At 68.4% G+C, this 26,045-nt stretch carries 23 protein-coding genes and 1 pseudogene; 15 read left to right on the top strand and 9 right to left on the bottom strand.

Going from position 1 to position 26,045, the window contains the following annotated elements; translation table 11 throughout:
• Positions 1-323: 323 nt before the first annotated feature.
• Positions 324-1,328 (top strand): annotated as a pseudogene (locus ACZ5WE_RS36925) (AMP-binding protein); the annotation flags it as partial.
• Here the strand turns inward: ACZ5WE_RS36925 and ACZ5WE_RS36930 are convergent.
• Together ACZ5WE_RS36930 and ACZ5WE_RS36935 are read right to left on the bottom strand one after the other, a co-directional pair.
• The gene (locus tag ACZ5WE_RS36930) at positions 1,291-1,839 is read right to left on the bottom strand and encodes a GNAT family N-acetyltransferase (RefSeq protein ID WP_467696018.1); all 549 of its coding nucleotides are present in this window, start codon (positions 1,837-1,839) and stop codon (positions 1,291-1,293) included. The pseudogene ACZ5WE_RS36925 and the gene ACZ5WE_RS36930 sit on opposite strands and share 38 nt — an antisense overlap.
• Positions 1,840-1,870: 31 nt before the next feature.
• Positions 1,871-2,230 (bottom strand): hypothetical protein, encoded by a 360-nt coding sequence (locus ACZ5WE_RS36935; RefSeq protein WP_467696020.1) that lies wholly within the window; start codon positions 2,228-2,230, stop codon positions 1,871-1,873.
• Positions 2,231-2,369: 139 nt separating this feature from the next.
• Between ACZ5WE_RS36935 and ACZ5WE_RS36940 the strand changes: the two genes are divergently transcribed.
• Together ACZ5WE_RS36940 and gcl are read left to right on the top strand one after the other, a co-directional pair.
• Complete coding sequence (locus tag ACZ5WE_RS36940; RefSeq protein WP_467696021.1) at positions 2,370-2,549, top strand: hypothetical protein; 180 nt, start codon at positions 2,370-2,372, stop codon at positions 2,547-2,549.
• Between the two features lie 506 nt (positions 2,550-3,055).
• A complete protein-coding gene (gene gcl, locus ACZ5WE_RS36945; protein ID WP_467696022.1) occupies positions 3,056-4,843 on the top strand; it encodes a glyoxylate carboligase in 1,788 nt (595 codons plus the stop codon).
• An 813-nt stretch (positions 4,844-5,656) separates the two neighbouring features.
• On the opposite strand, the gene ACZ5WE_RS36950 is transcribed toward gcl, so the two are convergent.
• From ACZ5WE_RS36950 to ACZ5WE_RS36960, 3 genes are all read right to left on the bottom strand, one after another.
• Positions 5,657-7,114 (bottom strand): catalase, encoded by a 1,458-nt coding sequence (locus tag ACZ5WE_RS36950; protein ID WP_467696023.1) that lies wholly within the window; start codon positions 7,112-7,114, stop codon positions 5,657-5,659.
• A gap of 201 nt (positions 7,115-7,315) precedes the next feature.
• On the bottom strand, positions 7,316-8,206 hold the full coding sequence (locus ACZ5WE_RS36955) for a 2-hydroxy-3-oxopropionate reductase (protein WP_467696024.1): 891 nt from the start codon (positions 8,204-8,206) through the stop codon (positions 7,316-7,318).
• Positions 8,207-8,277: 71 nt separating this feature from the next.
• Positions 8,278-9,105, bottom strand: a complete 828-nt coding sequence (locus ACZ5WE_RS36960) for a TIM barrel protein (protein ID WP_467696025.1) — start codon at positions 9,103-9,105, stop codon at positions 8,278-8,280.
• Positions 9,106-9,230: 125 nt separating this feature from the next.
• Between ACZ5WE_RS36960 and ACZ5WE_RS36965 the strand changes: the two genes are divergently transcribed.
• The 9 genes from ACZ5WE_RS36965 (at position 9,231) to ACZ5WE_RS37005 (ending at position 18,029) form a co-directional block, all read left to right on the top strand.
• Positions 9,231-9,491 carry a YkoF family thiamine-binding protein gene (locus ACZ5WE_RS36965; protein ID WP_249586930.1) on the top strand — a complete coding sequence of 87 codons (261 nt, stop codon included), beginning with the start codon at positions 9,231-9,233 and terminating at the stop codon, positions 9,489-9,491.
• Positions 9,488-9,856 carry a helix-turn-helix domain-containing protein gene (locus tag ACZ5WE_RS36970; protein ID WP_467696027.1) on the top strand — a complete coding sequence of 123 codons (369 nt, stop codon included), beginning with the start codon at positions 9,488-9,490 and terminating at the stop codon, positions 9,854-9,856. Before ACZ5WE_RS36965 ends, ACZ5WE_RS36970 begins: the two co-directional genes overlap by 4 nt.
• A gap of 166 nt (positions 9,857-10,022) precedes the next feature.
• Positions 10,023-10,535 (top strand): 2-oxo-4-hydroxy-4-carboxy-5-ureidoimidazoline decarboxylase, encoded by a 513-nt coding sequence (gene uraD / locus ACZ5WE_RS36975; protein WP_467696028.1) that lies wholly within the window; start codon positions 10,023-10,025, stop codon positions 10,533-10,535.
• Entirely contained in the window at positions 10,535-10,939 is a 405-nt protein-coding gene (uraH, locus tag ACZ5WE_RS36980; RefSeq protein ID WP_467696030.1) for a hydroxyisourate hydrolase, read from the top strand. Before uraD ends, uraH begins: the two co-directional genes overlap by 1 nt.
• A gap of 5 nt (positions 10,940-10,944) precedes the next feature.
• Complete coding sequence (gene pucL, locus ACZ5WE_RS36985; protein WP_135333754.1) at positions 10,945-11,868, top strand: factor-independent urate hydroxylase; 924 nt, start codon at positions 10,945-10,947, stop codon at positions 11,866-11,868.
• 67 nt (positions 11,869-11,935) lie between these two features.
• Positions 11,936-13,348: a nucleobase:cation symporter-2 family protein gene (locus tag ACZ5WE_RS36990; protein WP_467696032.1), complete on the top strand. Its 1,413-nt coding sequence runs from the start codon at positions 11,936-11,938 to the stop codon at positions 13,346-13,348.
• 48 nt (positions 13,349-13,396) lie between these two features.
• Positions 13,397-14,785, top strand: coding sequence for an 8-oxoguanine deaminase (locus ACZ5WE_RS36995; protein ID WP_467696034.1), 1,389 nt, complete (start codon positions 13,397-13,399; stop codon positions 14,783-14,785).
• Between the two features lie 257 nt (positions 14,786-15,042).
• Positions 15,043-16,509 (top strand): nucleobase:cation symporter-2 family protein, encoded by a 1,467-nt coding sequence (locus ACZ5WE_RS37000; protein ID WP_467696035.1) that lies wholly within the window; start codon positions 15,043-15,045, stop codon positions 16,507-16,509.
• 137 nt (positions 16,510-16,646) lie between these two features.
• Positions 16,647-18,029: a nucleobase:cation symporter-2 family protein gene (locus ACZ5WE_RS37005; protein WP_467696037.1), complete on the top strand. Its 1,383-nt coding sequence runs from the start codon at positions 16,647-16,649 to the stop codon at positions 18,027-18,029.
• Between the two features lie 98 nt (positions 18,030-18,127).
• Here ACZ5WE_RS37005 and ACZ5WE_RS37010 read toward each other — a convergent pair whose 3' ends face one another.
• Together ACZ5WE_RS37010 and ACZ5WE_RS37015 are read right to left on the bottom strand one after the other, a co-directional pair.
• Complete coding sequence (locus ACZ5WE_RS37010) at positions 18,128-18,772, bottom strand: LysE family translocator (protein ID WP_467696039.1); 645 nt, start codon at positions 18,770-18,772, stop codon at positions 18,128-18,130.
• 126 nt (positions 18,773-18,898) lie between these two features.
• Positions 18,899-19,744, bottom strand: a complete 846-nt coding sequence (locus ACZ5WE_RS37015; protein WP_467696041.1) for a chitosanase — start codon at positions 19,742-19,744, stop codon at positions 18,899-18,901.
• A 245-nt stretch (positions 19,745-19,989) separates the two neighbouring features.
• On the opposite strand from ACZ5WE_RS37015, the gene ACZ5WE_RS37020 reads away from it, so the two are divergent.
• Entirely contained in the window at positions 19,990-20,637 is a 648-nt protein-coding gene (locus ACZ5WE_RS37020) for a DUF4360 domain-containing protein (protein WP_467696043.1), read from the top strand.
• Between the two features lie 66 nt (positions 20,638-20,703).
• Here the strand turns inward: ACZ5WE_RS37020 and ACZ5WE_RS37025 are convergent, their stop codons facing one another.
• A complete protein-coding gene (locus ACZ5WE_RS37025) occupies positions 20,704-22,890 on the bottom strand; it encodes an alpha-N-acetylglucosaminidase (RefSeq protein ID WP_467696045.1) in 2,187 nt (728 codons plus the stop codon).
• A gap of 186 nt (positions 22,891-23,076) precedes the next feature.
• On the opposite strand from ACZ5WE_RS37025, the gene ACZ5WE_RS37030 reads away from it, so the two are divergent.
• Positions 23,077-23,373 (top strand): winged helix-turn-helix transcriptional regulator, encoded by a 297-nt coding sequence (locus ACZ5WE_RS37030; protein WP_467696050.1) that lies wholly within the window; start codon positions 23,077-23,079, stop codon positions 23,371-23,373.
• Here ACZ5WE_RS37030 and ACZ5WE_RS37035 read toward each other — a convergent pair.
• Positions 23,342-23,746, bottom strand: coding sequence for a hypothetical protein (locus ACZ5WE_RS37035; protein ID WP_467696047.1), 405 nt, complete (start codon positions 23,744-23,746; stop codon positions 23,342-23,344). The genes ACZ5WE_RS37030 and ACZ5WE_RS37035 overlap by 32 nt on opposite strands.
• 201 nt (positions 23,747-23,947) lie before the next feature.
• Between ACZ5WE_RS37035 and ACZ5WE_RS37040 the strand changes: the two genes are divergently transcribed.
• Complete coding sequence (locus ACZ5WE_RS37040) at positions 23,948-25,816, top strand: alpha-L-fucosidase (RefSeq protein WP_467696048.1); 1,869 nt, start codon at positions 23,948-23,950, stop codon at positions 25,814-25,816.
• Positions 25,817-26,045: the final 229 nt, after the last annotated feature.

The raw sequence follows: 26,045 nt of genomic DNA on the forward strand, positions 1-26,045 counted from the left end.
TCCGTCTCCTTCCATGGTGGAAAGTCACCGCTGGACTTTCCACCATGGGGCGCTTGCCGCTGTCGGCCTTGTCGTGGAACTCGCCGTTGACTTGCGCAGGGGCGGCATCAGGCGAAGGGCCGACGCGGTACAGACCCCCGGGCCACACTTGGCGCCGTGGTGCACAAGGGAGGGCTGCCGGTGAGTGGACTGAATGAGCTGAGTGGGCTGACTGAACCGGGCGAACTGTCGTATGCCCACGGTGTCAGCGCGACGCCACTGCTCGGGGACACCATCGGGCGCAATCTCGACCGGGCGGTCGAGGCCTGGCCGGAGCGGGACGCATCCTCAACAACGGCTACTGGGTGGGCCGGACCGTCGGCTACACGGAACAGGACCGGGTGTGCCTTCCTGTGCCGTTCTACCACTGCTTCGGCATGGTGATGGGGCATCTGGGTGCTACGTCGCATGGTGCGTGCATCGTCATCCCCGCCCCGTCCTTCGACCCCGTCGCCACGCTGCACGCGGTGGAGCGCGAGCGCTGTACGTCGCTGTACGGGGTGCCGACGATGTTCATCGCCGAGCTGAACCTCCCCGACTTCGCCGCGTACGACCTGAGTTCGCTGCGCACCGGCATCATGGCGGGCTCGCCCTGTCCGGTCGAGGTGATGAAACGAGTGGTCGCCGAGATGCACATGGAGGAGGTCTCCATCTGTTACGGCATGACGGAGACATCCCCGGTCTCGACGCAGACGCGCCGCACGGACGACCTGGAGCGGCGGACCGGCACGGTGGGCCGCGTGCTGCCGCACATCGAGGTGAAGGTGGTCGACCCGGGCAGCGGCGTGACGCTGCCGCGGGGCTCACCCGGCGAGCTGTGCACGCGGGGGTACAGCGTGATGCTCTGCTACTGGAACGAGCCGTCGCGGACCACGGAGGTGATCGACGCCGGGCGCTGGATGCACGCTGGCGACCTGGCGGTCATGCGCGAGGACGGCTACGTCCAGATCGTCGGCCGCACCAAGGACATGATCATCCGAGGCGGCGAGAACATCTCCCCGCGGGAGATCGAGGAGTTTCTGTACGGCCATCCCAAGATCGCCGATGTCCAGGTGGTGGGCGTCCCCCACGAGCGCTACGGGGAGGTGCCGCTGGCCTGCGTGATCCTTCGGGACCCGGAGGTGCCGCTGACCCTGGATGAGCTGCGGGCCTACTGCGGAGGGCAGCTGGCGCACTACAAGGTCCCGGCCGGTCTGCGCATCCTGGAGAGCTTTCCCATGACGGCCTCCGGGAAGGTGCGGAAGATCGAACTCAGGGAGCGGTACGGGGCGCAGTCCCACCCGGGGTGAGCTCGCGGCGCATGGCCACGCGCGGCCAGCGGTCGAGGCCGAGCTCGGCCTCGTGGGCGCGGATCTTCCGCAGTCCCGGGGTGAGTTCGGCCTCACCGAGCACGCGGAAGCCGATGCGGGCGTAGTACGGGGCGTTCCAGGGGACGTCCGCGAACGTCGTCAGGGTGAGGGCTCCCCTGCCCTCTTCGCGGGCGCGGTCGGCGGCGTGCTCGATCAGGGCCTGGCCGATGCGGCGGCGTGCCGCTCGGGGGTGCACGGTGATCTGCTCGATGTGCTCCGCTGTGTCCACGGGCTCGCTGATGAGGTAGGCCAGTGGCGGGAGGTCGGTGCCGTCCGCCTCGGTGGCCACCCAGGCCCGGCCCGCGGCGCGGAAGCGTTCCAGGGTCTCGATGCCGGGGGGTTCGTCGTCGGCGATCGCCGCCATGCCGAGGGCCCGGAAGGGCTCGCCCCCGGCGCGCTCGATGTCCTGGAGCGCGGGGAGCTCGGCTGTCGTGGCTGGGCGGATGAGCATCCGTCGAGTATGCCGTCCGCCCACCCACCGATCACCCCGCGGCCACCAGCTCGTCCGCCGCGCCGTTCACCGGCTGAGGGGTCCCCGTCAGGTCGATGACGAACAAGGGGATGGACAGGGCGTCCGCCCGGGCGCGGGCCGGTTCCTCGTAGCCCGCCAGGGAGAAGCAGACGCAGCTGACGGCGTCGGACATCGCGCTGAGCCAGACGCACTCCACGTCACGCAGTGACGTCGGCTGTACGGACGGTTCGATCAGGGCGAGCACGCCCCGCGCCGACACCCGCACCCCGGAAGGCGCCCGCTTGACCGCGCCCCGGATGTCCCCGTACCCGAGCCACCGCAGATACAGCCCCGCCACCGTCACCGCGTCCCGCGCCGTGCGCACCGGCACCGGCTTGAAGGCGGGCCGAGGCGTCGGGGCCGTCCGGGGGAGCGAGATGTGCGCCGGGGGGACGGGAGGGCGAGCCGGAGCGGTGGGAGCGGTGGGAGCGGGGGGAGCGCCCGAAGGTGCCTGTACCGCCCGCACCGGAATGCGCAGCACCGCCCCGCACGCGCACCCCAGCTCGGGCTGGGGCCACCGGTCCCTGCGGCCGCACGTCCGGCACCGCACGGTCACCCACTCGTCCGCCCACGTCCGGTCCGTCACCGGCGTCACCGTCGCGCCGCGCGCCACCGGCGGCACCACGGGGGCGCCGCACGCGCAGGGGTAGGACGGCGGGGCGTACACATGATCGCGCCGGCAGACCGGGCACCGTACCGGGACGTCGCTCTCCGTCATCAACCTCACCCGTCACCGTCACTGCTCGCCGTCACCGCTCGACGGTTCGTGGCCTCCATCGTCCCCCAAGTGGGCTGGCTACGGGGGCCAGTTGAGCCAAGAGCAGGGGGCCCGCCAGGGGTGAGGAGCGCGCCGCCGCAGCTCGGCGGGCCCTGTCGGGCGGACGGTGCGTCCCGGTGCACCGGCCGCGCCCGCCCCCGACGGTGTGGCCCGAATTCGCCCACCGGGACGCGACCTTCGGGTTGCCCGCTTCCCGGACATCTCTTGACGGTCTCCATCGCGCCCCCCTACATTGCTTCCATATAGCAGAACATAATTTCCACAATGCGGAAACAGAAGCTCACCGCGGGGCGCGACGGGAGCCGGATCCGCCAGCCGTATCCGTCAGCCGAATAGCTGATCAAGCTGTCGAAGCTGTTGTCGAAGCAGGAGAACCCCATGGCCCGTATGACCGCTGTCCGCGCGGCAGTTGAGATCCTCAAGCGCGAGGGCGTCACCAACGCGTTCGGTGTGCCCGGCGCGGCGATCAACCCGTTCTACAAGGCGCTCCAGGAGGGCGGTGGCATCGACCACACGCTCGCCCGGCACGTCGAGGGTGCCTCGCACATGGCCGAGGGCTACACCCGCGCCAACCCCGGCAACATCGGCGTCTGCATCGGTACGTCGGGCCCGGCGGGCACCGACATGATCACCGGTCTGTACTCCGCGACGGGTGACTCGATCCCGATCCTGTGCATCACGGGCCAGGCGCCGACGCACCTGCTCCACAAGGAGGACTTCCAGGCCGTCGACATCGCGACGATCGCCAAGCCGGTCACCAAGATGGCCGTCACGGTCCTGGAGGCCGCCCAGGTCCCCGGCATCTTCCAGCAGGCGTTCCACCTGATGCGCTCGGGCCGCCCGGGGCCGGTCCTCATCGACCTGCCGATCGATGTCCAGCAGACCGAGATCGAGTTCGACATCGACACGTACGAGCCGCTGCCGGTCTACAAGCCGACCGCGACCCGCGCCCAGATCGAGAAGGCGATCACGTACCTGGTCGAGTCCGAGCGTCCGCTGATCGTGGCCGGCGGCGGCATCATCAACGCCGACGCCTCCGACCTCCTGGTCGAGTTCGCCGAGATCACCAACACGCCGGTCGTGCCGACCCTGATGGGCTGGGGCACGATCCCCGACGACCACGACCTGAACGCGGGCATGGTCGGCCAGCAGACCGGCCACCGCTACGGCAACGCCACGTTCCTGGAGTCGGACTTCGTCCTCGGCATCGGCAACCGCTGGGCCAACCGTCACACCGGCTACAAGCTGGACGTGTACACCGAGGGCCGCAAGTTCGTGCACGTCGACATCGAGCCCACCCAGATCGGCAAGATCTTCGCGCCGGACTACGGGATCGCCTCCGACGCCAAGGTCGCCTTGGAGCTCTTCGTCGAGGTCGCCAAGGAGCTCAAGGCCGCCGGCAAGCTCCCCGACCGTTCCGCGTGGGTCGCCTCCCACCTGGAGCGCAAGGAGACCCTCCAGCGCCGCACGCACTTCGACAACATCCCCATGAAGCCGCAGCGCGTCTACGAGGAGATGAACAAGGCCTTCGGCCCGGACACGCGCTACGTCACCACGATCGGTCTCTCGCAGATCGCGGGCGCCCAGATGCTGCACGTCTACAAGCCGCGCCACTGGATCAACTGCGGCCAGGCGGGCCCCCTGGGCTGGACGATCCCGGCCGCCCTGGGTGTCGCCACCGCGGACCGCGACACCCCGGTCGTCGCGCTCTCCGGTGACTACGACTTCCAGTTCATGATCGAGGAGCTGGCGGTCGGCGCGCAGCACCGCATCCCGTACGTCCACGTCCTGGTCAACAACGCCTACCTGGGCCTCATCCGCCAGGCCCAGATCGGCCTGGACATCAACTTCCAGGTCAACCTGGAGTTCGAGAACCAGAACAGCCCCGAGCTCGGCGTCTACGGCGTCGACCACGTCAAGGTCGCCGAGGGCCTGGGCTGCAAGGCCATCCGCGTCACGGACCCGAACGAGTTGGGCGCGGCCTTCGAGCAGGCCAAGAAGCTGGCCCAGGAGCACCAGGTCCCGGTCGTCGTCGAGGCGATCCTGGAGCGCATCACGAACATCGCGATGAGTAAGACCGCCGACATCAGCGACGTGAGCGAGTTCGAGGAGCTCGCCACGGAGCCGGGCCACGCGCCCACGGCCATCCGGCCGCTGAAGGTCTGACGCGGCAGGGAACACTGACAGGGGCGGTCCACCCGTGGGGGGTGGGCCGCCCCTTTGGTGTGTGCGGATGGAATCGCTGGAGGGCCTGCGCGTCTGGAGGGCCTGCACGTCATGACCTGGTGGGGACGCCGTGGAGCTGGACGCCTGGCTGGCCGCGCACCACGGCGCGGCACGGGGCCTGTGGCTGAAGGTCGCCAGGAAGCCTCGGGCGGTCCCGTCCACGGTCTCTGGTCGAAGGAGGCGGCCGCCTACGAGCCCCAGCGGCAGGCTCGAACGGATGGTTACGCAACTGGCGGAGGGCGCCCCGTAAGGGGCGCGGGCAACTGCGCGACCAGCCCCCACGCGCCCGCAGCAGCAGGCCAACCCCCCGGCGCCCGCAGCAGCAGGCGGACCAGAAGAGACCCGCCCAAGCCAAGCGCACGCGAAAGAGCGCCGAGTACGGGACCGTCCGTACTCGGCGCTCTGGCTTCGAAATGCCGTACTGCCGTACTGCCGTGTGAAGTTGTAGCCGTCCGACCGCGCGCGACTGGCGGAACATGCATACGCGCTGCCGGACGGAGTCATATGGGTTCAAGGCCCAGGGGCCCGAAAGCGGCTGGGACCGCGGCGGCTGCGAATGGACCGGCGGGGTTCTCCTCCCTCAGGTCGAGAGGAGAGCCGCCTGACCTTAACCACCGCACTGGCTCGCAGAGCCGCCGCGGTCCTCGTCCGGCCCGTTCACCACGGGACCACCCCTCATCCGGGTCCGTGATGGTGCGGGCGCAGCGCCGGAAAACTGACCTCCCGTCAATTCCCCGGCGCAGTCAGGGGGTTCTAGTCCTCGCGCAGGGCGCGGACAGCCTCCTCCACGCGCCTGCCGTACTCGGCGTCGGCGGCGTGGAAATGGGCCAGGTTCTTCTCGATGACGTCGTCACGGGTGACCTGCGAGAGGCCTCCCGCGATGTTCGCCACCAGGCGTGCCTGCTCCTCGGCCGACATCAGGCGGTACAGCTCGCCCGCCTGGAAGAAGTGGTCGTCCTTGGTGTGCAGGGGAGCCTCGTGCGTGCCCGTGTGGCCGTTGACGGCCAGCGGAGCGGCAAGCGGCTTGCCGGTCTCGACCGGGCCCTCGTACGAGTTGGGCTCGTAGTTCTTGCGGTCACGGCCGTACGCGTTGGACGCCATCAGGCCGTCACGGCCGTAGTTGTCGGCCGTGGTCGCCTTCGGCGCGTTCACCGCGAGCAGCGTGTGGTTGACGCCCAGGCGGTAGCGGTGCGCGTCCGCGTAGGCGAACAGGCGGCCCTGGAGCATCTTGTCGGGCGAAGGGCCGATGCCCGGAACGAAGTTGTTCGGGGAGAAGGCGGCCTGCTCGACCTCGGCGAAGACGTTGTCGGGGTTGCGGTCCAGGACCAGACGGCCCACGCGCTGCAGCGGGTAGTCGCTGTGCGGCCACACCTTCGTCAGGTCGAAGGGGTTGAAGCGGTAGTCGGCCGCGTCCGCCGCCGGCATGATCTGCACGTGCAGCGTCCAGGACGGGTTCACGCCCCGCTCGATGGCCTGGAGCAGGTCCGTCTGGTGCGAGTTGGCGTCCTTGCCCGCGAGCTCGGCGGCCTGGTCCGACGAAAGGCTGCGTACGCCCTGGTTCGTCTTGAAGTGGTACTTCACGAAGAAGGCCTCGCCCGCCTCGTTCGTCCACTGGTAGGTGTGCGAGCCGTAGCCGTTCATGTGGCGGTACGACGCGGGAATGCCGCGGTCACCCATCAGCCACGTCACCTGGTGCGTCGCCTCGGGGGCGTGCGCCCAGAAGTCCCAGACGTTGTCCGGCTCCTGCTTGCCCGTGAAGGGGTCGCGCTTCTGCGAGTGGATGAAGTCGGGGAACTTGATCGGGTCCTTGATGAAGAACACCGGGGTGTTGTTGCCGACGAGGTCGTAGTTGCCCTCTTCGGTGTAGAACTTCAGCGCGAAGCCGCGCGGGTCACGGACCGCGTCCGCGCCACCGAGGCTGTCGGCCACCGTGGAGAAGCGCAGGAAGGTCTCGGTGCGCTTGCCGACGGTGTTCAGGAAGTCGGCCGAGGTGTACGCGGTGACGTCGTCGGTCACCTCGAAGTAGCCGTACGCGCCGGAACCGCGGGCGTGGACCACACGCTCCGGGATGCGCTCGCGGTTGAAGCGGGCGAGCTTCTCGAGGAGGTGCTGGTCCTGGAGAAGAAGCGGGCCACCGACGCCGGCGGTGGCTGAGTTCTGATTGTCGGCGACGGGGGCGCCGGACTCGGTCGTGAGCACACGCTTCGACATGGTGGCGGGATTGACCTTCCGTACGGACTGCTGAAACTGCTGAAGTGACGTGAGCGTAAGTACGCTTGAACAGCTACGTCAACAGTTTGTTGAAGTTGAGGTTAGGGTTCCGGGCCGCGGCGACGCCTGGGCGCGACAGGACAGGTGTCAGCGCCGCCACGGCCCGGAAGTTCGGTTGAGCTCTTGAAGCCTTCCGGTTTCTTAGAGCTCGGCGCCCGAGAGGCGCTCCACACCGCGCAGCAGCGCGGAGTGGTCGAGGCCGCCGTCACCCTGCGTGCGCAGCGAGGCGACGAGCTGCGCGACCACGGCGCCGACCGGAAGCGAGGCACCGACATTGCGGGCGGCGTCGGTGACGATGCCCATGTCCTTGTGGTGCAGGTCGATCCGGAAACCGGGCTTGAAGTCGCGCTTGAGGAAGTTGTCCTTCTTGCGGGTCAGGACGGTCGAGCCCGCAAGCCCCCCGTTCAGGACGTCGAGGGCGGCGGTCAGGTCCACCCCGGACTTCTCCAGGAAGACAACGGCCTCGGCGCACGCCTGGATGTTCACGGCGACGATGAGCTGGTTGGCGGCCTTCACGGTCTGACCCGAGCCGTGCGGACCGCACAGCACGATGGTCTTGCCGAGGGCGTCCAGGATCGGCTTGGCCTCGTCGAAGTCGGCCTTCTCGCCGCCGACCATGATGGAGAGCACGGCCTCGATGGCACCGGCTTCGCCACCCGAGACGGGGGCGTCCAGGACGCGGATGCCCTTGTCCTTGGCGGCCTTGGCCAGGTCCACGGAGGTCTGCGGGGTGATCGACGACATGTCGACGATCAGCGCGCCGGACTTCGCGTTCTCCAGGATGCCGTCCGCACCGTACGCGATGGCCTCGACCTGCGGGGAGGCGGGCACCATCGTGATCACGACATCGGCGTCCTTGACGGCCTCGGCGATGGACTTGGCGACGGTGCCGCCGGCGGCCGCGAGGCGGTCCAGCTTGTCCTGCTCGAGGGTGAAGCCGGTGACGGAGTAACCAGCCTTGATCAGGTTCTCGGACATGGGGGACCCCATGATGCCGAGTCCGATCCACGCGATCTTGGGAAGGTTGCTCATGGTGAGAGCCTTTCTGAACTGACTGCGGAGTAACGGGTGGGTGGGCGGAAAGATCCGCCGCGAAGCGGCGCCTAGTCCGAGCCGGGCAGCCAGCCGAACGCCTCGGAGCTGGGCCGGTCGCCCGGCTTGTACTCCAGGCCGACCCAGCCCTCGTATCCGGCCTTGCGGAGCTGATCCAGCAGCTCCTCCAGCGGAAGCGACCCCGTCCCCGGGGCCCCACGGCCAGGATTGTCGGCGATCTGCACGTGCGCGGTCTGGGCGACGTACCGATCGATGACGGCCGGCAGGTCCTCACCGTTCATGGACAGGTGGTACAGGTCCATGAGGAACTTGGCGTTGCCGAGGCCGGTGGCCGAGTTCACCTTGTCCACCACGGCGATCGCCGCGTCCGCACTGACGATCGGGCAGCGCGGCGACTCCGGCTTGTTCAGGGCCTCGATCAGCAGCACCGCACCCACGCGGTCGGCCTCGCGGGCCGCGAGCGCCAGGTTCTCCAGGGCGAGTTCGTCCTGGACCGCGGGGTCCACGCCCTCCACCCGGTTGCCGTACAGCGCGTTGAGCGCCTTGCAGCCGAGGGATTCGGCGAAGTCCGCGGCCACCGAGAGGTTCGCGCGGAACTTCTCGCTCTCCTCGCCCGGAATCGACAGGGCGCCGCGGTCCGGTCCCGGCAGCTGCCCGGCGTAGAAGTTCAGGCCCACCAGCTGTACGTCGGCGTCCGTGATCGCGGCCCGAAGGGCGTCGAGCTCGGACTGCTCGGGGGTGGGGGCGTCGACCCAGGGCCACCACAGCTCGACCGCCTTGAAGCCCGCCGCAGCGGCAGCCGCGGGGCGCTCCAGGAGCGGGAGTTCCGTGAAGAGGATCGACAGGTTCACAACGAAGCGCTGGTCGGAGTATCCCATGGGGCTTCCGCGCTCCTTCCGTATTGCGGAAGTTAATTTCTGTCTGATGGAAGATTGCCGTCGAGCATCCGCCCTTGTCAAGAGGGGGCTGCCGGAAAATCACCGCGCGGCAGTAGGTTGTGCGCGTGCGATTGAGAGTGGAGTTCACGACCGAACCCTTCGACCTGGACGAGGCGCCCGCCCATGCGGTGGTGGCCCGTGACGTCATCCAGGGGGCCGAGCTCGACGCCGTGGACGTCGGCCCCTTCGGCAACACCGCGGAAGGCGGCGCCGACGAGGTACTGACCGCCGTCGACGCGCTGCTGCGCAAGGCCCTGGAGGCGGGCGCGACGCGCGTCTCGCTCCAGGTGAACGTGCTCGGAGAGTCGGGGGAGGCCATCGAATGACCGGTGTGAGAGACGACCACGGCCCCTTCGTGGCAGCCGTCAAGCCGCTCGTGGACGCCATGGGCGGCGAAATCGTGCCCCCCGACGAGGCGGGCACGGATGACGTCGTCCTCGCCTGGCAGGGCGAGGACGTGGTCGCCGTACGCCTTCCGCAGCTCGCGGACTCCCTCGACCACATCCTGCTGGCCCTGGAGCGCAAGCGCGGGATGCCCCTGTCGGACCTCGACCGCAAGGCCAAGCAGGAGGTTGTACGGATACTCGAGGCGCGAGGCGCCTTCGCCGTGCGGCACGGGGTGGAGACGGTCGCCGGCGCGCTCGGCGTATCGCGCTTCACCGTTTACAACTACCTCAACCGTTCCACCTGACCTGCCGAACCTCCCAGGTCAGAGCGCTGCGGAAGGCCGCCGTCCGTTAACCGGACGGCGGTCTTTGTTTCTCGAAGTTTTCAACAAAGTGTTGACGTGGTGTTTCGGCTGGCGTTAGCTATCCGCAGCCCGTCCAGCACAAGGCCGTAAGGCCACGGAGGCACCCGTGACTTCGAGCTCGACGCCGGGCCTTGCCCGGTTCAACGCCTTGCAGGAGAGTGCGGCCACCGCCGCTCTCCACGAGGCCTGCGCCTCATCGGCCTGGGGAAGCACACTGCTCTCCCAGCGCCCTTTCCCCACCGTCGAAGCACTCTTCGCCGCCAGTGACGCCGCCATGGCCGAGCTGAGCGCCGGGGATCTGGCCGAGGCGATGGCCGGGCACCCGCCGATCGGCCGCCCGAAGCCCGGGGACCCCACGTCGTCCCGCGAACAGCGCGGCATGGCGGGGGCCTCCGAGGAGCTCAAGGACGAGATGCTCGAACTGAACCTGGCCTACCAGGAGAAGTTCGGTCATGTCTTTCTGATCTGCGCCACCGGCGCGACCGGTGAGCAGATGCGCGATGCGGTGAAGACCCGGATCGGCAACACCGCCGAGCAGGAGCGCGAGAACGTGCGCACCGAACTCGGGAAGATCAACCGAATCCGGCTGACCCGTCTCGTAGAAGAGGACAAGGACTGATGAGCACTGACACCACCGCCTCGGTGTCCACGCACATCCTGGACACCAGCGTCGGACGCCCCGCAGAGGGCGTCGCCATCTCGCTCACGGCCCGCAGCGGCCGCGACGCCGAGTGGGTGGCGCTCGGTGGCTCCGCGACCGACGCGGACGGGCGCTGCAAGGACCTGCCGGCGCTGCCGGAGGGCACCACACACGTACGACTCGACTTCGAGGTCGAGGCGTACTTCACGCGTTCGATCAAGACAGTGAAGCAAGCCGAGGCGCAGCAGGACGCCCCCCGCGTAAGGGACAGCGGTGCGTTCTTCCCGGAGGTGGCGATCACTTTCGCCGTCACGCCGGGCGAGCACTACCACGTACCGCTGCTGCTCAACCCGTTCGGCTACTCCGTTTACCGAGGGAGCTAGCAGACATGCCCACGATTCTCGGCCAGAACCAGTACGGCAAAGCAGAGAACCGCGTCGTCAAGATCACGCGGGACGGCGACACCCACCACATCAAGGACCTGAACGTCTCGGTCGCCCTCTCCGGCGACATGGACGACGTCCACTACTCCGGCTCGAACGCCAACGTCCTGCCGACCGACACCACCAAGAACACGGTGTTCGCGTTCGCCAAGGAGCACGGCATCGAGTCCGCCGAGCAGTTCGGCATCCACCTCGCTCGTCACTTCGTGACGTCGCAGGAGCCGATCCACCGCGCTCGGATCCGGATCGAGGAGTACTCCTGGGAGCGCATCGCGACCTCGGACAACAACTCCAAGTTCATCGGCTCGGACGAGGTCAACCACTCCTTCGCCCGCAAGGGCCAGGAGCTGCGCACCAGCCAGATCACCTTCGACGGTGAGAACTGGGAGATCATCTCCGGGCTCAAGGACCTCACGGTCATGAACTCCACCAACTCGGAGTTCTGGGGCTACGTCAAGGACAAGTACACGACGCTGAAGGAGGCGTACGACCGCATCCTGTGCACCGACGTCTCCGCCGCCTGGCGTTACAACTGGACCAGCGACGCCGACCGGATGCCCAACTGGGAGAAGTCGTACGAGCAGGCCAAGAAGCACATCCTGCAGGCCTTCGCCGAGACGTACTCCCTCTCGCTGCAGCAGACCCTCTACCAAATGGGTTCGCGCGTCATCAACAGCCGGAGCGAGATCGACGAGATCCGCTTCTCGCTGCCGAACAACCACCACTTCCTGGTGGACCTCGAGCCCTTCGGGCTGAAGAACGACAACGAGGTCTACTTCGCGGCGGACCGCCCCTACGGCCTGATCGAGGCCACGGTTCTCAGGGACGGGGTCCAGCCGAAGATCCCGGTCGACATGACCAACCTCTGACGCGGGACGCGCGCCCCCGCCCGTCCGCAGCGGACGGGGGCGTGCCACACCGGAGGGAACAGCAGCAATGGCACAGCCTGCAACGGGGCCGGCGAAAGGCCCGTGTTCCACCCCATCGGAGATAGCCGGCGGAGAGTCAACTCCCGCCTGTCATCCGGTGGATGAGAAGCTCCACCCCTCGCGGCTGGTCCCCGCCGCGCTCCAGCACATCGCCGCCATGTACGCGGGCGTCGTCACTCCGCCGCTGATCATCGGCCAGGCCGTCGGTCTGGACACGGTCGCGCAGACGCGCCTCATCGCCGCGAGCCTGCTGATCGCCGGACTCGCCACGATCCTCCAGACGCTCGGCGTCAAGGGCTTCGTCGGCAACCGGCTCCCCTTCGTGAACGCCGCGTCCTCCGCGGGCATCGCACCCATCCTCGCCATCGCCGAGAACAGCGCCCCCGGGCATCAACTCCCCGCTATCTACGGTGCGGTGATGGTCGCCGGCGTCTTCTGCCTCGCGGTCGGCCCGTTCTTCGGGCGCCTCCTTCGCTTCTTCCCGCCGCTCGTCACCGGCGTCGTCATCACCCTCATCGGCGTGACGCTGATGCCCGTGCCCGTCACCTGGGCGCAGGGCGGCGACAAGACCGCCGCCGACTTCGGCGCCATGAAGTACCTCGCGCTCGCCGCCTTCACGCTCGCCGTGATCCTCGTCTTCCAGCGGTTCGGACGCGGCTTCCTCAAGCAAGTCGCCCTGCTCCTGGGCCTGTTCATCGGCACGCTCGCCGCGATCCCGTTCGGAATGGCCGACTTCAGCGCCATCAAGTCCGCGCCCGTGGCTGCGCTCCCGACACCCTTCGCCTTCGGCGCCCCGGAGTTCCAGCCCGCCGCGATCCTCTCGCTCTGCATCGTGATGCTGGTCCTGATGACCGAGTCGTCGGCCGGCATGCTCGCCCTCGGCGAGATCTGCGAACGCAAGAGCGACGGAAAGACGATCACCCGCGGCCTGCGCACCGACGGCATCGCGACCCTGGTCGGCCCGGTCTTCGGCGGCTTCCCGACCTCGGCCTTCGCGCAGAACGTCGGCGTCGTCTCCCTGACACGTGTCCGCAGCCGCTATGTCGTGGCCGTCGCGGGCGGCGCCCTCATCGTCCTCGGCGCCTTCCCGATGCTCGGCGCGGTCGTCAGCCTCGTACCGATGCCGGTCCTCGGCGGCGCGGGCATCGTCCTCTTCGGCTCCATCGCGGTGAGCGGCATCCGTACGCTCTCCGAGGCGGGCCTCGACGACAGCTCCAACATCATCCTGGTGGCGGTAGCGCTCGGGGCAGGCATCATCCCGCTCGCCGCGCCCACCTTCTACGCCGAATTCCCGGCCTGGGCGCAGACCGTCCTCGGCTCCGGAATCAGTGCGGGAGCGCTGACCGCGGTCCTGCTCAACCTGTTCTTCAACCATCTCGGCACCCGTGGCCCCGCGGCCGCGGCACTCAAATCTTCCTAGGGTCATGCCGTGCCCACATCGCCACACGTAAGAGAAGGAAGAAGCACCATGGCAGCACCGGCAGACCTGCAGCGCATCGTCATCGAGAACTGCGCGATCGCGACCGTCGACGCGAACGACACCGAGTACGCATCGGGATACGTCGTCGTCGCGGGCAACAAGATTGAGTCCATCGGCGCGGGGAAGGCACCCGAGGGCCTTCAGAACGTCGTACGCCGCGTGGACGGGACCGGTCACCTGGTGACCCCCGGCCTGGTCAACACCCACCACCACTTCTACCAGTGGATCACCCGCGGCCTTGCCACCGACCACAACCTGTTCCAGTGGCTGACGGCGCTCTACCCGACGTGGGCGCGCATCGACGAGCAGATGGTGAAGGCGGCGGCCCAGGGCTCGCTCGGCATGATGGCCCGCGGCGGTGTCACCACCGCGATGGACCACCACTACGTCTTCCCGAAGAACTCGGGTGACCTCTCCGGCGCCATCATCGGTGCCGCGAGCGACATGGGGGTGCGCTTCACCCTCGCCCGCGGCTCCATGGACCGCAGTGAGAAGGACGGCGGCCTGCCGCCGGACTTCGCCGTCGAGACGCTCGAAGGCGCGCTCGCCGCGACCGCCGAGACCGTCGACAAGCACCACGACGCCTCCTTCGACGCGATGACCCAGGTTGCCGTCGCTCCCTGCTCCCCGTTCTCGGTCTCGACCGAACTCATGAAGCAGGGCGCGGAGTTGGCGCGCGCCAAGGGCGTACGCCTGCACACCCACGGCAGCGAGACCGTGGAGGAGGAGCAGTTCTGCAAGGAGCTGTTCGGCATGGGCCCGACCGACTACTTCGAGTCGACGGGCTGGCTCGGTGACGACGTGTGGATGGCGCACTGCGTCCACATGAACGACTCCGACATCGCCGCGTTCGCCCGTACCGGCACGGGCGTCGCGCACTGCCCGTCCTCCAACGCGCGTCTGGCCGCGGGCATCGCCCGCGTACCCGACATGCTCAAGGCGGGCGTCCCGGTCGGCCTCGGTGTCGACGGCACCGCGTCCAACGAGTCCGGCGAACTCCACACCGAGCTGCGCAACGCGCTGCTCATCAACCGCCTCGGCGCGCACCGCGAAGCCGCCCTGAACGCACGTCAGGCACTGCGCCTCGGCACCTTCGGCGGCGCCCAGGTCCTCGGCCGCTCCACGCAGATCGGGTCGCTCGAGCCGGGCAAGCTCGCCGACCTGGTGCTCTGGAAGATCGACGGCATCGGGCACTCCTCGATCGCCGACCCGGTGACCGCCATCGTCTTCGGCGCGGCGGCCCCGGTCACGCTCTCCCTCGTCAACGGCCGCCCGATCGTCGAGAACGATCGTCTGCTGCACGTCGACGAGGACGCCATCGCCCGCTCCACGCGGGAGGAGGCGCAGCGCCTCGCGCGGATCGCCGCCGAGGCCTGATCCAAGAACTCCGGTCAGGGGGGACGGCCCCTGACCGGACTTGAGCAGCCGAGCGGGCTGCTCAAGTGCCGCCCCGGAACGTGGCCCAAAGCTTCACGTTCCCGGGGCGGTCAGTACTACCTGTCAGCACTACCTGACTACCTGGGCGCACCCCCACAACTTCATACCGAGCAAGTCCTTGCACGACGCACCACCTCCCAGAAGCGATGTGCCGGCGGAGAGCCCGCCCGTACTGGAAAACAACCGGAGGAGCCACAGTGGCCACTCAGCCCAGGTTCACCAAGCAAGGCACCACCCCAGACCCATCCGAGGGTGATGGCGAAGGCGCCATACACCCCGTCGACCAGAAGCTTCCGCCGCTCAAGATGGCGACCACCGGCCTCCAGCACGTGGCCGCCATGTACGCGGGCGTCGTCGCCCCTCCGCTCATCGTGGGCGCGGCGATCGGCCTCTCGGCCAAGGAACTCACCTTCCTGACCGGCGCCTGTCTGTTCACCGCGGGCCTCGCCACCTTCCTCCAGACGCTCGGCATCTGGAAGATCGGCGCCCGTCTGCCCTTCGTCAACGGTGTCACCTTCGCGGGCGTCGCCCCCATGATCGCGGTCGTCGAATCGACCGACAACAAGGACGACGCGCTCCCGATCATCTTCGGAGCGGTCATCGTCGCGGGCGTACTCGGCTTCATCGCGGCGCCGTTCTTCTCGAAGCTGGTCCGCTTCTTCCCGCCGGTGGTGACCGGCACGGTCATCACGCTCATCGGCATCTCGCTCATGCCCGTCGCCTTCGGCTGGGCGCAGGGGCCTGTGCCGGGCGCCGATGACTACGGCTCCATGAAGAACCTCGGCCTCGCGGGCATCACCCTCGTGATCGTGCTTCTCCTTCGCCGCTTCACCACCGGCTTCGTCAAGCAGATCGCCGTGCTCCTGGGCCTCGTTGTCGGCACCGTCATCGCGATTCCGTTCGGCGTCACGGACTTCAGCCCCGTCGGCGACGCGGACATCGTCGGCTTCCCGACGCCGTTCCACTTCGGCGCACCGCAGTTCGCGGCGGCGGCGATCGTCTCCCTGTGTGTGGTCATGGTCGTCTCGATGACCGAGTCCACGGCCGACATGCTGGCACTCGGCGAGATCGTGGACCGTCCCGCCGACGAGAAGACCATCGCGGCCGGTCTGCGCGCCGACTGCCTCGGCTCGGCGGTCAGCCCGCTCTTCAACGGCTTCATGTGCAGCGCGTTCGCGCAGAACATCGGCCTGGTCGCGATGACGAAGATCCGCAGCAGGTACGTCGTCGCCGTGGGCGGCGGCTTCCTGGTCCTGATGGGCCTGTGCCCGATGGCCGCCTCGCTCATCGCCGTCGTACCGCGTCCGGTGCTCGGCGGCGCGGGTGTCGTCCTCTTCGGCTCGGTCGCGGCGAGCGGCATCCAGACGCTGGTCAAGGCGAACCTGGAGCGTGACAACAACGTCCTGATCGTGGCCGTCTCGCTGGCCGTCGGCCTCATCCCGATCGCGGCGCCGGAGTTCTACCACGCGTTCCCGGAGACCGCGAAGATCATCCTCGACTCGGGCATCTCCACGGGCTGTGTCGCGGCGGTGCTCTTGAACCTGGTCTTCAACCACATCGGCAAGCGGGGCGACGATGACGACGTGACCAATCCGATGGAGCCCGGGGGAGAAATCGCTGAACAGAGGGTGCACGAAGGGTCTTCCCCGGCGGGGGCGCACTGACGTAACGTGCGTGACGCCGCCCGCATCGCGGAAGTTACTTTCCAGTCGGAATAGCAGTCGGCCCTGTCCCATGCCTCGTGAACTCCCGTGGGACGGGACCGACTTCCGGCGTCACGCACACGGAAGAAGCGCCACCCATGAGTTCTCAGCTTCCCCCTGCCGACAAGGCCGCACCGGCTCCCGGGGTGCACCCCGTCGACGAGATCCTGCCGCCGGGCCGGATGCTCGTCGCAAGCCTCCAGCACGTCGCCTCCATGTACGCGGGCGCCGTCTCGGTCCCGCTGGTGGTGGCCGTCGCCGCCAAGATGTCGCCGGGGGACACGGCCGTACTGATGGGCGGCAGCCTCCTGATGGCGGGCATCGCGACGCTGCTCCAGACGCTCGGCATAGGCAACTTCATCGGCTCCCGGCTGCCCTTCGTCAACGGCGTCTCGTTCGCGGGCGTAGGCGTGATGCTGACGATCATCACGACCCAGGGCGGCGTCGAGGCGGGGATGCCGGTCGTCTTCGGCGCGATCATCGTGTCGAGTGTTTTCGGCTTCCTGGTGAGTTCGTACTTCTCACGCCTGGTCCGCTTCTTCCCGCCGGTGGTGACGGGATCGGTCATCACCTTGATCGGCGTCTCGCTCATCCCGGTCGCGTACGACTGGATCGTGGACGACTCGTCGACGGGCACCCCGGAGCCGGGCAGCATCGGCCTCGCCGGCGCGACGGTCCTGGTCATGCTGCTGCTCCAGCGCTTCACGCGGGGCTTCCTCAAGCAGATCAGCATGCTCTTCGCGATGATCTTCGGAACGCTGCTCGCGATCCCGATGGGCCTCGCCGACTTCTCCAAGCTGGACGACGCCGCACTGATCGGCATCCCCTCCCCACTCCACTTCGGGGCACCGGAGTTCAACATCCCGGCCATCATCTCGATGTGCGTGGTGATGCTGGTGATCCTGACGGAGTCGACGGCCGACATGATCGCCCTGGGGAAGATCGTCGACAAGGAGGTCGACGAGAAGACCATCGCCCGCGGCCTGCGCGCCGACGCGCTCGGCTCGGCTCTCAGTCCGCTCTTCAACGCCTTCCACGCGAGCGCGTTCGCGCAGAACATCGGCCTGGTCGTCATCTCCAAGGTGCGCAGCCGCTTCGTGGTGGCGCTGAGCGGAGCCATCCTGGTCCTGATCGGCCTGAGCCCGGCGGCTGCCGCGCTGATCTCGGTCGTCCCCATGCCGGTCCTGGCCGCCGTCAGCCTCTTCCTCTTCGGCTCCATCGCGGTCAGCGGCATCCAGACACTGCTCCAGGCGGACCTGCACCGGGGTGACAACGCCCTGATCGTCGTGGTCACCCTCGGCGCGGGCCTGGCCCCCGCACTCTCGGACGGCTTCTACGACGCGTTCCCCGCGTGGGCGCAGATCGTCCTGGGATCGGGGATCTCCACGGGGTGCCTGCTGGCGGTGACGCTGAACCTGGTCTTCAACCACCTGGGCAGCAAGGCGAGTTCGACTGATCCGGGGCCTGCGATCACGCACTGAGCCGCACGCGCCCGAGGCGGCGTCCGTGCTGTTCACGTCGTCGTGGGTGGCGCGGTGGGAATGTTCTGTGGGGGAGGGGGCTGGGCGGTGGGGCGCGCTCACGTTGCCGTGGCGGGGGACTTGTCCGTTGCGAGCTTTACTGCCAGGGCGCCCAGCACCGTTCCCATGACGTAACGCTGGGCCCGGAGCCACGTCGGGCGGCGGGCCAGGAACACCGCGATCGTGCCCGCCGCCATGACGATGGCGAGGTTCACCCCCAGGCTGATGGAGATCTGGATGCCGCCGAGCGCGAAGCCCTGGAGGAGGGTGTGGCCCGCCGTCGGGTCGATGAACTGGGGGATGAGGGAGACGTACATGATGGCGACCTTCGGGTTCAGGAGGTTGGTGAGTACTCCCATGGAGAACAGTCGCCGGGGGGAGTCGGGGCTCAGCTCCTGGTGGGCGAAGACCGAGACGCCGCCCGGCTTGAGCGCCTTCCAGGCCAGCCATGCCAAGTAAGCGGCCCCCGCCAGCTTCACGGCCAGGTACAGCTGGGGGACCGCCAGGAAGACGAGGGACAGGCCCAGGTTGGCGGCCGTCAGATAGACGATGAAGCCGACGGCGACCCCGGCCAGCGAGATCGCTCCGGCCCGCCTGCCCTGGGTGATGCTCCGCGAGACGAGGTACATCATGTTGGGCCCGGGCGTGAGCACCATGCCGAGCGAGACCACTGCCACACCGAGGACCGCGTTCATTCCGATCATTCGGCAAGGATCGGACGGCGGTGCCGTCCAGCACCAGCGAAGAATGCTTCACGCAACACGTAAGCGCTGCTACATCGGCGCGGGGTGCCGGTGGCGAAAGCCGAGCCCCGCGCCGATGCGGACGGCTCAGCGGATGCGGTACGGGTCGCCGTAGACCTTCCACTCCAGTGGCGGGTCCAGGTTCAGGTTGCGCTTGTTCAGGAACACCCGCTGTGCCGTGTCGACGCGGCTGGTGTCCTCGTGTGCCTCCTCCTGCTTCATCGCCCAGACGCGTGCGTCCAGGAAGGCGTGGAGGTACGTCACCTCGTCGCCGCCCTGAGCCGGCGGCTCGGCCGAACGCAGGGCGCGCTCGCGGATGTTGGAGAAGCTGGTGTTGTCGCCGCCGTCGCCGTGCATGACGATCGCGTCGTAGTACGCGAACTGCCCGAGGACGCCGATGCCGTCCGCCTTGCCTTGCCTGACGGCCGGGTTGAAGTAGACGCGGTCACGCTCGTCGTTCTGCGCCCTCTGGAACTCGGGGTCCTCGGCGGCCCTCTCCCAGTCGCTCTTGTAGTGGGGGTCGAGGCCCTCGTGGGAGTCGGTGCCGTCCACCTCGCGCAGTGCGGGGAGGTACTTGGCGAGTACGTTGCCCGGCTTGCGTCGGGTGTAGAGCTCTACCAGGTCGAGCATGTCGCCCGTGCCCGAGCAGAAGCCGATGATCCCGGCGGTGTAGCCGCGGCCGTCGCCTATGTCCTCGCAATAGCGGTAGTACTCCTTCCAGTTGAGGTCGGAGTTCTCGGCGCTGCACACGATCTTCATGGCGATCTCCTTCTTCGCCGGATCGTCGAGTCCGCCCGCCTCGGGGGCGGGGGCGGCGCCTGCCGCCTGGGAGGCGATGACCGGGCCTGCTGCGAGCGAGGCGCCCAGGAAGGCGAGCAGGGTGCGGCGTGAGGTGAGGGGGCGTGAGCGCGGGCGTGTGTGGGGGGACTGCACGAGGACCTCCAGAGGGGGAATCCAGGGGGAGTTCGTTGTTCCGCGTACTGTTAGGAAGGTTTCCTACCAGAGATTGCGGGTGACGTATACCCGTCAAGCTCGATGGGGTGCGGTGGCGTGAATGGCCGGACATCGATCTGGCCGCCGCCCTCGTTGGTTCGTACGATCCCCCTCGCTCACGCAATCCGCTCCACGCACCACAGGCACTTCTCCGACCCCCCTCCTCTGTTATGGAATGGAGAACCATGGCTGGTGCACTGCTGCTGAGCGGCGCCGTCGCGGCGCTGCTCGGCTCGACGCTCCCCGCACAGGACACGAGCGGGATCCTGGACCCGCCCCCGGACAAGATCGTGATCGAGGTCGCCACGGTGAATGGCTCGGGCTGCCCCCTCGGCACCGCGGCCGTCGCCGTTTCCGAGGACAACACGGCCTTCACGGTCACCTACAGCGACTACCTCGCTCGGGCGGGCGGCGGCGCGGACCCCACCGCGTTCCGCAAGAACTGCCAGCTCAACCTCGTCGTGCATGTCCCGCACGGCTTCACGTACGCGATCGCCAGCGCCGACTACCGCGGCTACGCCTCGCTACAGGCGGGCGCCAAGGGCACCGAGAAGGCGTCGTACTACTTCCAGGGCTCGCCGGACACGGCCTCGATCAGCCATGAGTTCAAGGGCGCGTACAACGACAACTGGCAGGCCAGTGACACCACGGAGTGGGGTCAGCTCGTCTGGGCGCCCTGCGGCGTGCAGCGGAACTTCAACATCAACACCGAACTGCGCGTCGACGCGGGCACATCGGACCCCGCGAAGGCCAGCTTCATGACGATGGACTCGACAGACGGGGACATCAGCACGATCTACCGCATGGCGTGGAAGGAGTGCCCGAAGTCCTGAGCCGTTTCGGCCGTGCCCCCTGTCCTCCCTTCGGGGGCACGGTCGTTGGGTCCGTCTGCGAGTGCATCAGGCCCGGGCGGCGGCCAGTTGGGCGTGCACCTGTCCGGCGATCTCGTGGGTGTCGCCGGCCGGCCGGGTCGCGAGCGGCCCCGGATCACGAATCCAGCCGTCCTCGATCGTGAACCAGTCGATCGGCTTCGGCGCCCGTCCTTCTTCGAGTGCTGCCCGCAGTTCCTTGAAGTACGTTTCCCAGCGCAGCCGGTAGAGACCGCCGACGAGGCCGGCCCACTCCCGGTTGGCGTAGTCCCGCAGTCCCGCGTCGGCTCCGGATCGGGTGCCCCACACGGTGAGCAGCGACAGTTGGTCGTATGTGAGGTGTGTGCGCTCCGTCGCGTCGGCGCCCCATGAGCGTGCGTCGGCGACCCAACGGCCCAGGAGATGGCGGGAGTCGGTGGCCACCAGTTGGTCGAGCAGCTCCATGAGGCCGAGCCAGGTCCGGGTCAGCCGGTCGAAGCGGGCGGTGTCCCGGTCGTCGTACGCCTGCTTGATCTGGGGGAGGAGTATGCGGCTGCGGTTGGACAGTGCCTGGCGTGCCACATCCAGGAGGTCGCGGTGGTATGCGGAGGAGCGTCTCAACGGGCGGCGTACGGAGAGAAGTTCGGACAGTGCGGGCTCGAAGTCCGCGGGCTTGTACCGCATCGCCTTCGGTGACCAGGCTGCCGCCGACTTCGCCGCCAGGTCGGGGCGCGCGCCGAAGAGGCCGTCCGCGCCCTCGGACCACTCGTCGGCACGGGTCGTGCCGTACGCGGTGCGGCGCAGGATGTCCCAGGCCGCGGACGCGTGCGGGTCGGCGGCGCCGTAGCGGGAGACGGACCAATCAGCGAACCAGGCTTTGAGATCCAAGTCGCCTGTCCGCCAGGCAAGTTCGGAGAACAGCTCGAAGGCGGCGGGATTGTTGTCGGCCGCCTCTGGCATGAGGGAGATGCCGCGCTGCTTGCTGCCTTCCTTGGTGCGCCACTTCTCGTAGAGCTCGGCCCAGTCGGGGGTGTTGGCGCCGAGGGTCGTGTGTCCGCCGAAGTTCCAGATCGAGCCGAAGGTGTACGGGGTCGAGTTCCAGTCGGACTCGCGGTCTGTGACCTTCGGGAAGCGGTCGGAGAGGCCGTCGACCACCAGCATCCTCGACTTGTCGACGGCGTCGACGATGGCCTTGGGAGGGTTGCTCTGCCAGCCGAGGATCACCCAGGTGGCGCCGGGGTGCGCGGCCTGGAGGGCCTTTTCGACGGCCTTCGCCGCGGCCGGGACCGGTACGTCGCCCGGCTTCCCGCCCTCGTGGAGGAGGTCCATCTTGTACATCGTGGACGTGCCGAACAGCTCGTCCTGGGCGCGGTAGAAGACGGCGGCCACCCGGCCGAAGTGCTCGGTGCGCGGATCGAGCCAGTCGGGGCGCCTGAAGCCGACCCAGTCGCCCTGCGGCACGGTCTTGGCGCCGGGATTCTTCGCGGCGAAGCCGGGCGGTACGGTGCCGAAGTAGCCCGGCAGGACGGGGGTCATGCCGAGCTCGCGCAGCCGGTCCGTGATGCGGCGCCCCAACGCGGCGCGTTGGTTGAGGAGTTGGCGCGACACGGGATACGGGAAGGCGGCCATGTTCTGGAGCAGCCACCACGGCTGATGGGCCGGGGCGGGGATCCACTCGCGCATCTCCTGGTCGGAGTAGCCGAACTCCTGGAACACGCGGTGATAGAGGGCGTCGGCGCCGACGTACACGAGCACCTCGTTGTAGCCGTGCAGCGCGAGAACGTCGATCTCCCGCTCCCAGTACGACCAGTCGTGATACGCCCCCGTGTAGCCGTCGTTCGTGTCGTTGAGGACGAAGCGGTGCGGGGCGTTGGCGCTCCCGGTCAAGGGCTTGTCGAGCCCGGGGAGCCGGTCGGGCAGGTCAAGCTGGTCGCCGGCCCAGGTGATGTTCGCCCGGGCGGTGTGCTTCAAGTAGTGACGCAGGCCGGTGAGTTGCACGCCGGGTGTCGGCCCGGCGACCTCGATCTGCCCGCGCCGCCCGGATACCCGGAAGGCGTCGGCGGGCCCGGCGGTCGTGAACGTCAGCTGCTTCCAGTGACCGGGCAGCAGCCGCCGGGCGGCTTTGACCGCGGGCGTCTCGGAGGCCGGGACGCCGTCGGCGGAGGAGCCGGAACAGGCGACGGCGGCGCCGGTCGTCCCGGCGAGGGTGGCGAGGAAGGTGCGGCGGGCAAGGGGCATGACGTAGGGATACCCTCCCGGTTCGGCGAAGCTCGGGCGGACACCCGAACAATGCAGGACGGTGACGGCGCCCCACGATGAACCGCGGGCGAAACATGGTCAAGACGGGGGTGGTGTTAGCGTCGGTGGGTGACCGTACCTCTGCCCGGCAGGCCTACCCGCGCCTCCACCACCGGGCGGCCCCTGATGGCCGCCCTTGATCTGTTCGGGCGGCGTTGGAGTCTGCGGATCGTCTGGGAGCTGCGGGCGGAGCCGTTGGGGTTTCGCGCGTTGCAGGAGCGGTGTGACGCGATGTCGTCCAGTGTGCTGCGTCAGCGCCTGACCGAGCTGCTCGAAGCCCGTCTGGTGCGGCAGTTGCCCGACAGCTCCTACGCCCTGACCGCGCTCGGCCGCGAGGCCCACCAAGCCCTGCGCCCCTTGGACGCGTGGGCCGAGCGCTGGGCGACGGAAGTCAGCGCCGACTCGGCAGAGGGTCGGCGATGAGCGCGTCGCGCATCCGGGAGACGGCTGCCGTCAGCGCGCCGAGGGGTCGGATCAGCAGCGTTGCTTCTGTCAACTGACCGTTTTCGTCGATCTGTCGGACGAGGACGCCGAACGCGTCCTCCTCGCCGACCTTGGCGGTGAAGGTCGTCACGCTGTGCTGTTCCCCCTCCTCCTTGCCCGTTTCGGGGGTGGTGAACTCCCGCTGCGGTTCCACCGCCGTCAGGCACTGCCCGATCTTCGGGAACAGGTGCGCCACATCGTCCCGCCCGCTGTAGTCGGCGACCGGGCTGTGGAAGACGACGTCCCGCGCGAGCAGGAGCCGGGTCCGGTCGGGTGCGCCGGGTGCCAGTACGTCACGTACGTCGAGGCTCATCGGTGTCACTTCTCCTGACTGCTTCGGTTTCCGAAGCGCTCCTCGGAGCATAGCCCGGCCACGGAAAACTGGAGCAGTCATCGGATGGATGCCGTGCAATTACGCCAACACATGTTCTGCCAGGATCAGTTGAGCGCATTGACATCCGATGTATTCGACCCTACGTTCCCGAGCGACCCGTCAACCTCAGGGAGCCGCCCCATGCGCACACAGCTCAGCCGCACCCGGCGAAGAGTCGCCGGGATCGCCCTGCTCCTCGCCTCGGCCCTCGCCGCGACCGCCGTCCCCGCGGCGGTCGCCGCCCCGACGGAACCCCCCGCCGCCAAGTCCCCCGCCGCCGAGCGGCCCGCGGCCGCCGGTCCCGGAACCGACCACGCCACCGACGACCCCTTCACCGCGGACCGCACCAGTTGGTTCCGGCAGGACCGCTTCGGCATGTTCATCCACTTCGGCGCGTACTCCAACCTGGAGGGCGAGTACAAGAAGGCTGACGGCTCCCTCTGCCGGGACGCCGAGTGGATCCAGCGCCAGTGCGACATCCCGAAGGCCGAGTACGAGAAGCAGGCCGCGACGTTCAACCCCGCCGACTTCGACGCCAAGGCGGTGGTCAAGGCGGCCAAGGACGCCGGAATGCGCTACATCGTCATCACCTCGAAGCACCACGAGGGTTACGCGATGTGGCCCACGAAGGTCAACGACTTCAACCTGCGCGACCACTCGTCCTTCGACAAGAACCGCGACATCCTCGCCGAGCTGAAGAAGGCCTCCGACGACGCGGGCATCAAGCTCGGCTTCTACTACTCGATCTGGGACTGGCACGATCCGGACTTCCCCGACCCGGCCACCTTCCCGAAGTACGAGAAGCGGATGCGCGCCCAGCTCAAGGAACTGGTCGACAACTACGACCCAGCACTCCTCTGGTTCGACGGCGAGTGGGACACGGACAAGCCCAACAACCCCTGGACGGCGAAGGACGGCGAGAAGCTGGAGGCCTACCTCCGTGACCTCGACCCGGACCTGATCATCAACAACCGCGTCGGCAAGCGCCGCGTCGTCGACGGCGACTACGGCACCCCCGAGCAGGAGATCCCCGGCGCCCCGGTCGACGGCCAGCTCTGGGAGTCCTGCATGACCCTCAACGGCCACTGGGGCTTCGCCCGCTACGACACCAACTGGAAGTCGTCCGCCACCCTGGTGCGCAACCTCCTCTCCACGACGTCCCGCAGCGGCAACTACCTCCTGAACGTCGGCCCCGACGCCCGCGGCCGCGTCCCGCAGCCCTCCGTCGACCGTCTGCGGCAGATGGGCGACTGGCTGCGTACGTCGGGCCAGGGCAACGCGGTGTTCGGCGCCCGCTTCGGCGGACTCGTCGATGAGCCGTCGTGGGGTTCGGTCAGTCGCAAGGGCGACAAGCTGTACGCGGCGGTCACCCAGTGGCCCGCGTCCGGCGCCGCCCTGCATCTGAAGGCGCGTACGGACTTCGAGGTCACCTCGGCGCGGGTGCTCGGCAGCGATCAGAAGGTGACGGTCACCCGGTCCGGCGACGGCATCGACCTGAAACCCTCCGGTGCCGCGACCAACGCCACCGCCACGGTCATCGAGCTGAAGGTGGACGCGGGGCCGACAGACCGCCCCGGCAAGGGCAAGGGCCTGAAGCAGGAGATCTTCGACAACGCGGACTTGAGCGGCACCCCGAAGATCACCCGCACCGACGCCACCCTCAACCACGCCTGGAAGTACGAGGGTTCACCCGCGGCGAGCATCCCCTCCGACAAGTTCAGCGTCCGCTGGACGGGCAAGCTCCAGCCGCGCCGCTCGGAGACGTACACCCTGACGACCGTCTCGGACGACATGGCGCGGGTGTGGGTCGACGGAAAGCTCGTCATCGACTCGTGGACACCGCACGAGCCGAAGATCGACAAGGCGCGGATCGCCCTCACCGCCGGGAAGCGCCACTCGATCAAGGTCGAGTACGCGGAGCAGACCGGCGAGGCCCACCTGAAGCTGCTCTGGTCCAGTCCCGGGCAGGAGCAGCAGATCGTGCCCGCGGCACAGTTGTACGCGCGCTGAGCGGTCCGCGGCTCCTCTGCTGAGCGAACCGGGCCCGGGCCCCAGGTCCTGGGAAGTCAGGACCTGGGGCCCGGGCCGTGAGGACCAATGGCGGGCACCTTCCGGCCCTCGGAATTGACAGTGTTGATCGACGCCCGGCTGGGCAGACGACCGTTCGTCGATCTTTGACTTCCCAGGTCAGACGGTCGATGACAGACCATTGCCGACCGAGAGAGTGACTGCCCCGTGA

The organism is Streptomyces sp. NPDC033180 (genome assembly GCF_055577645.1).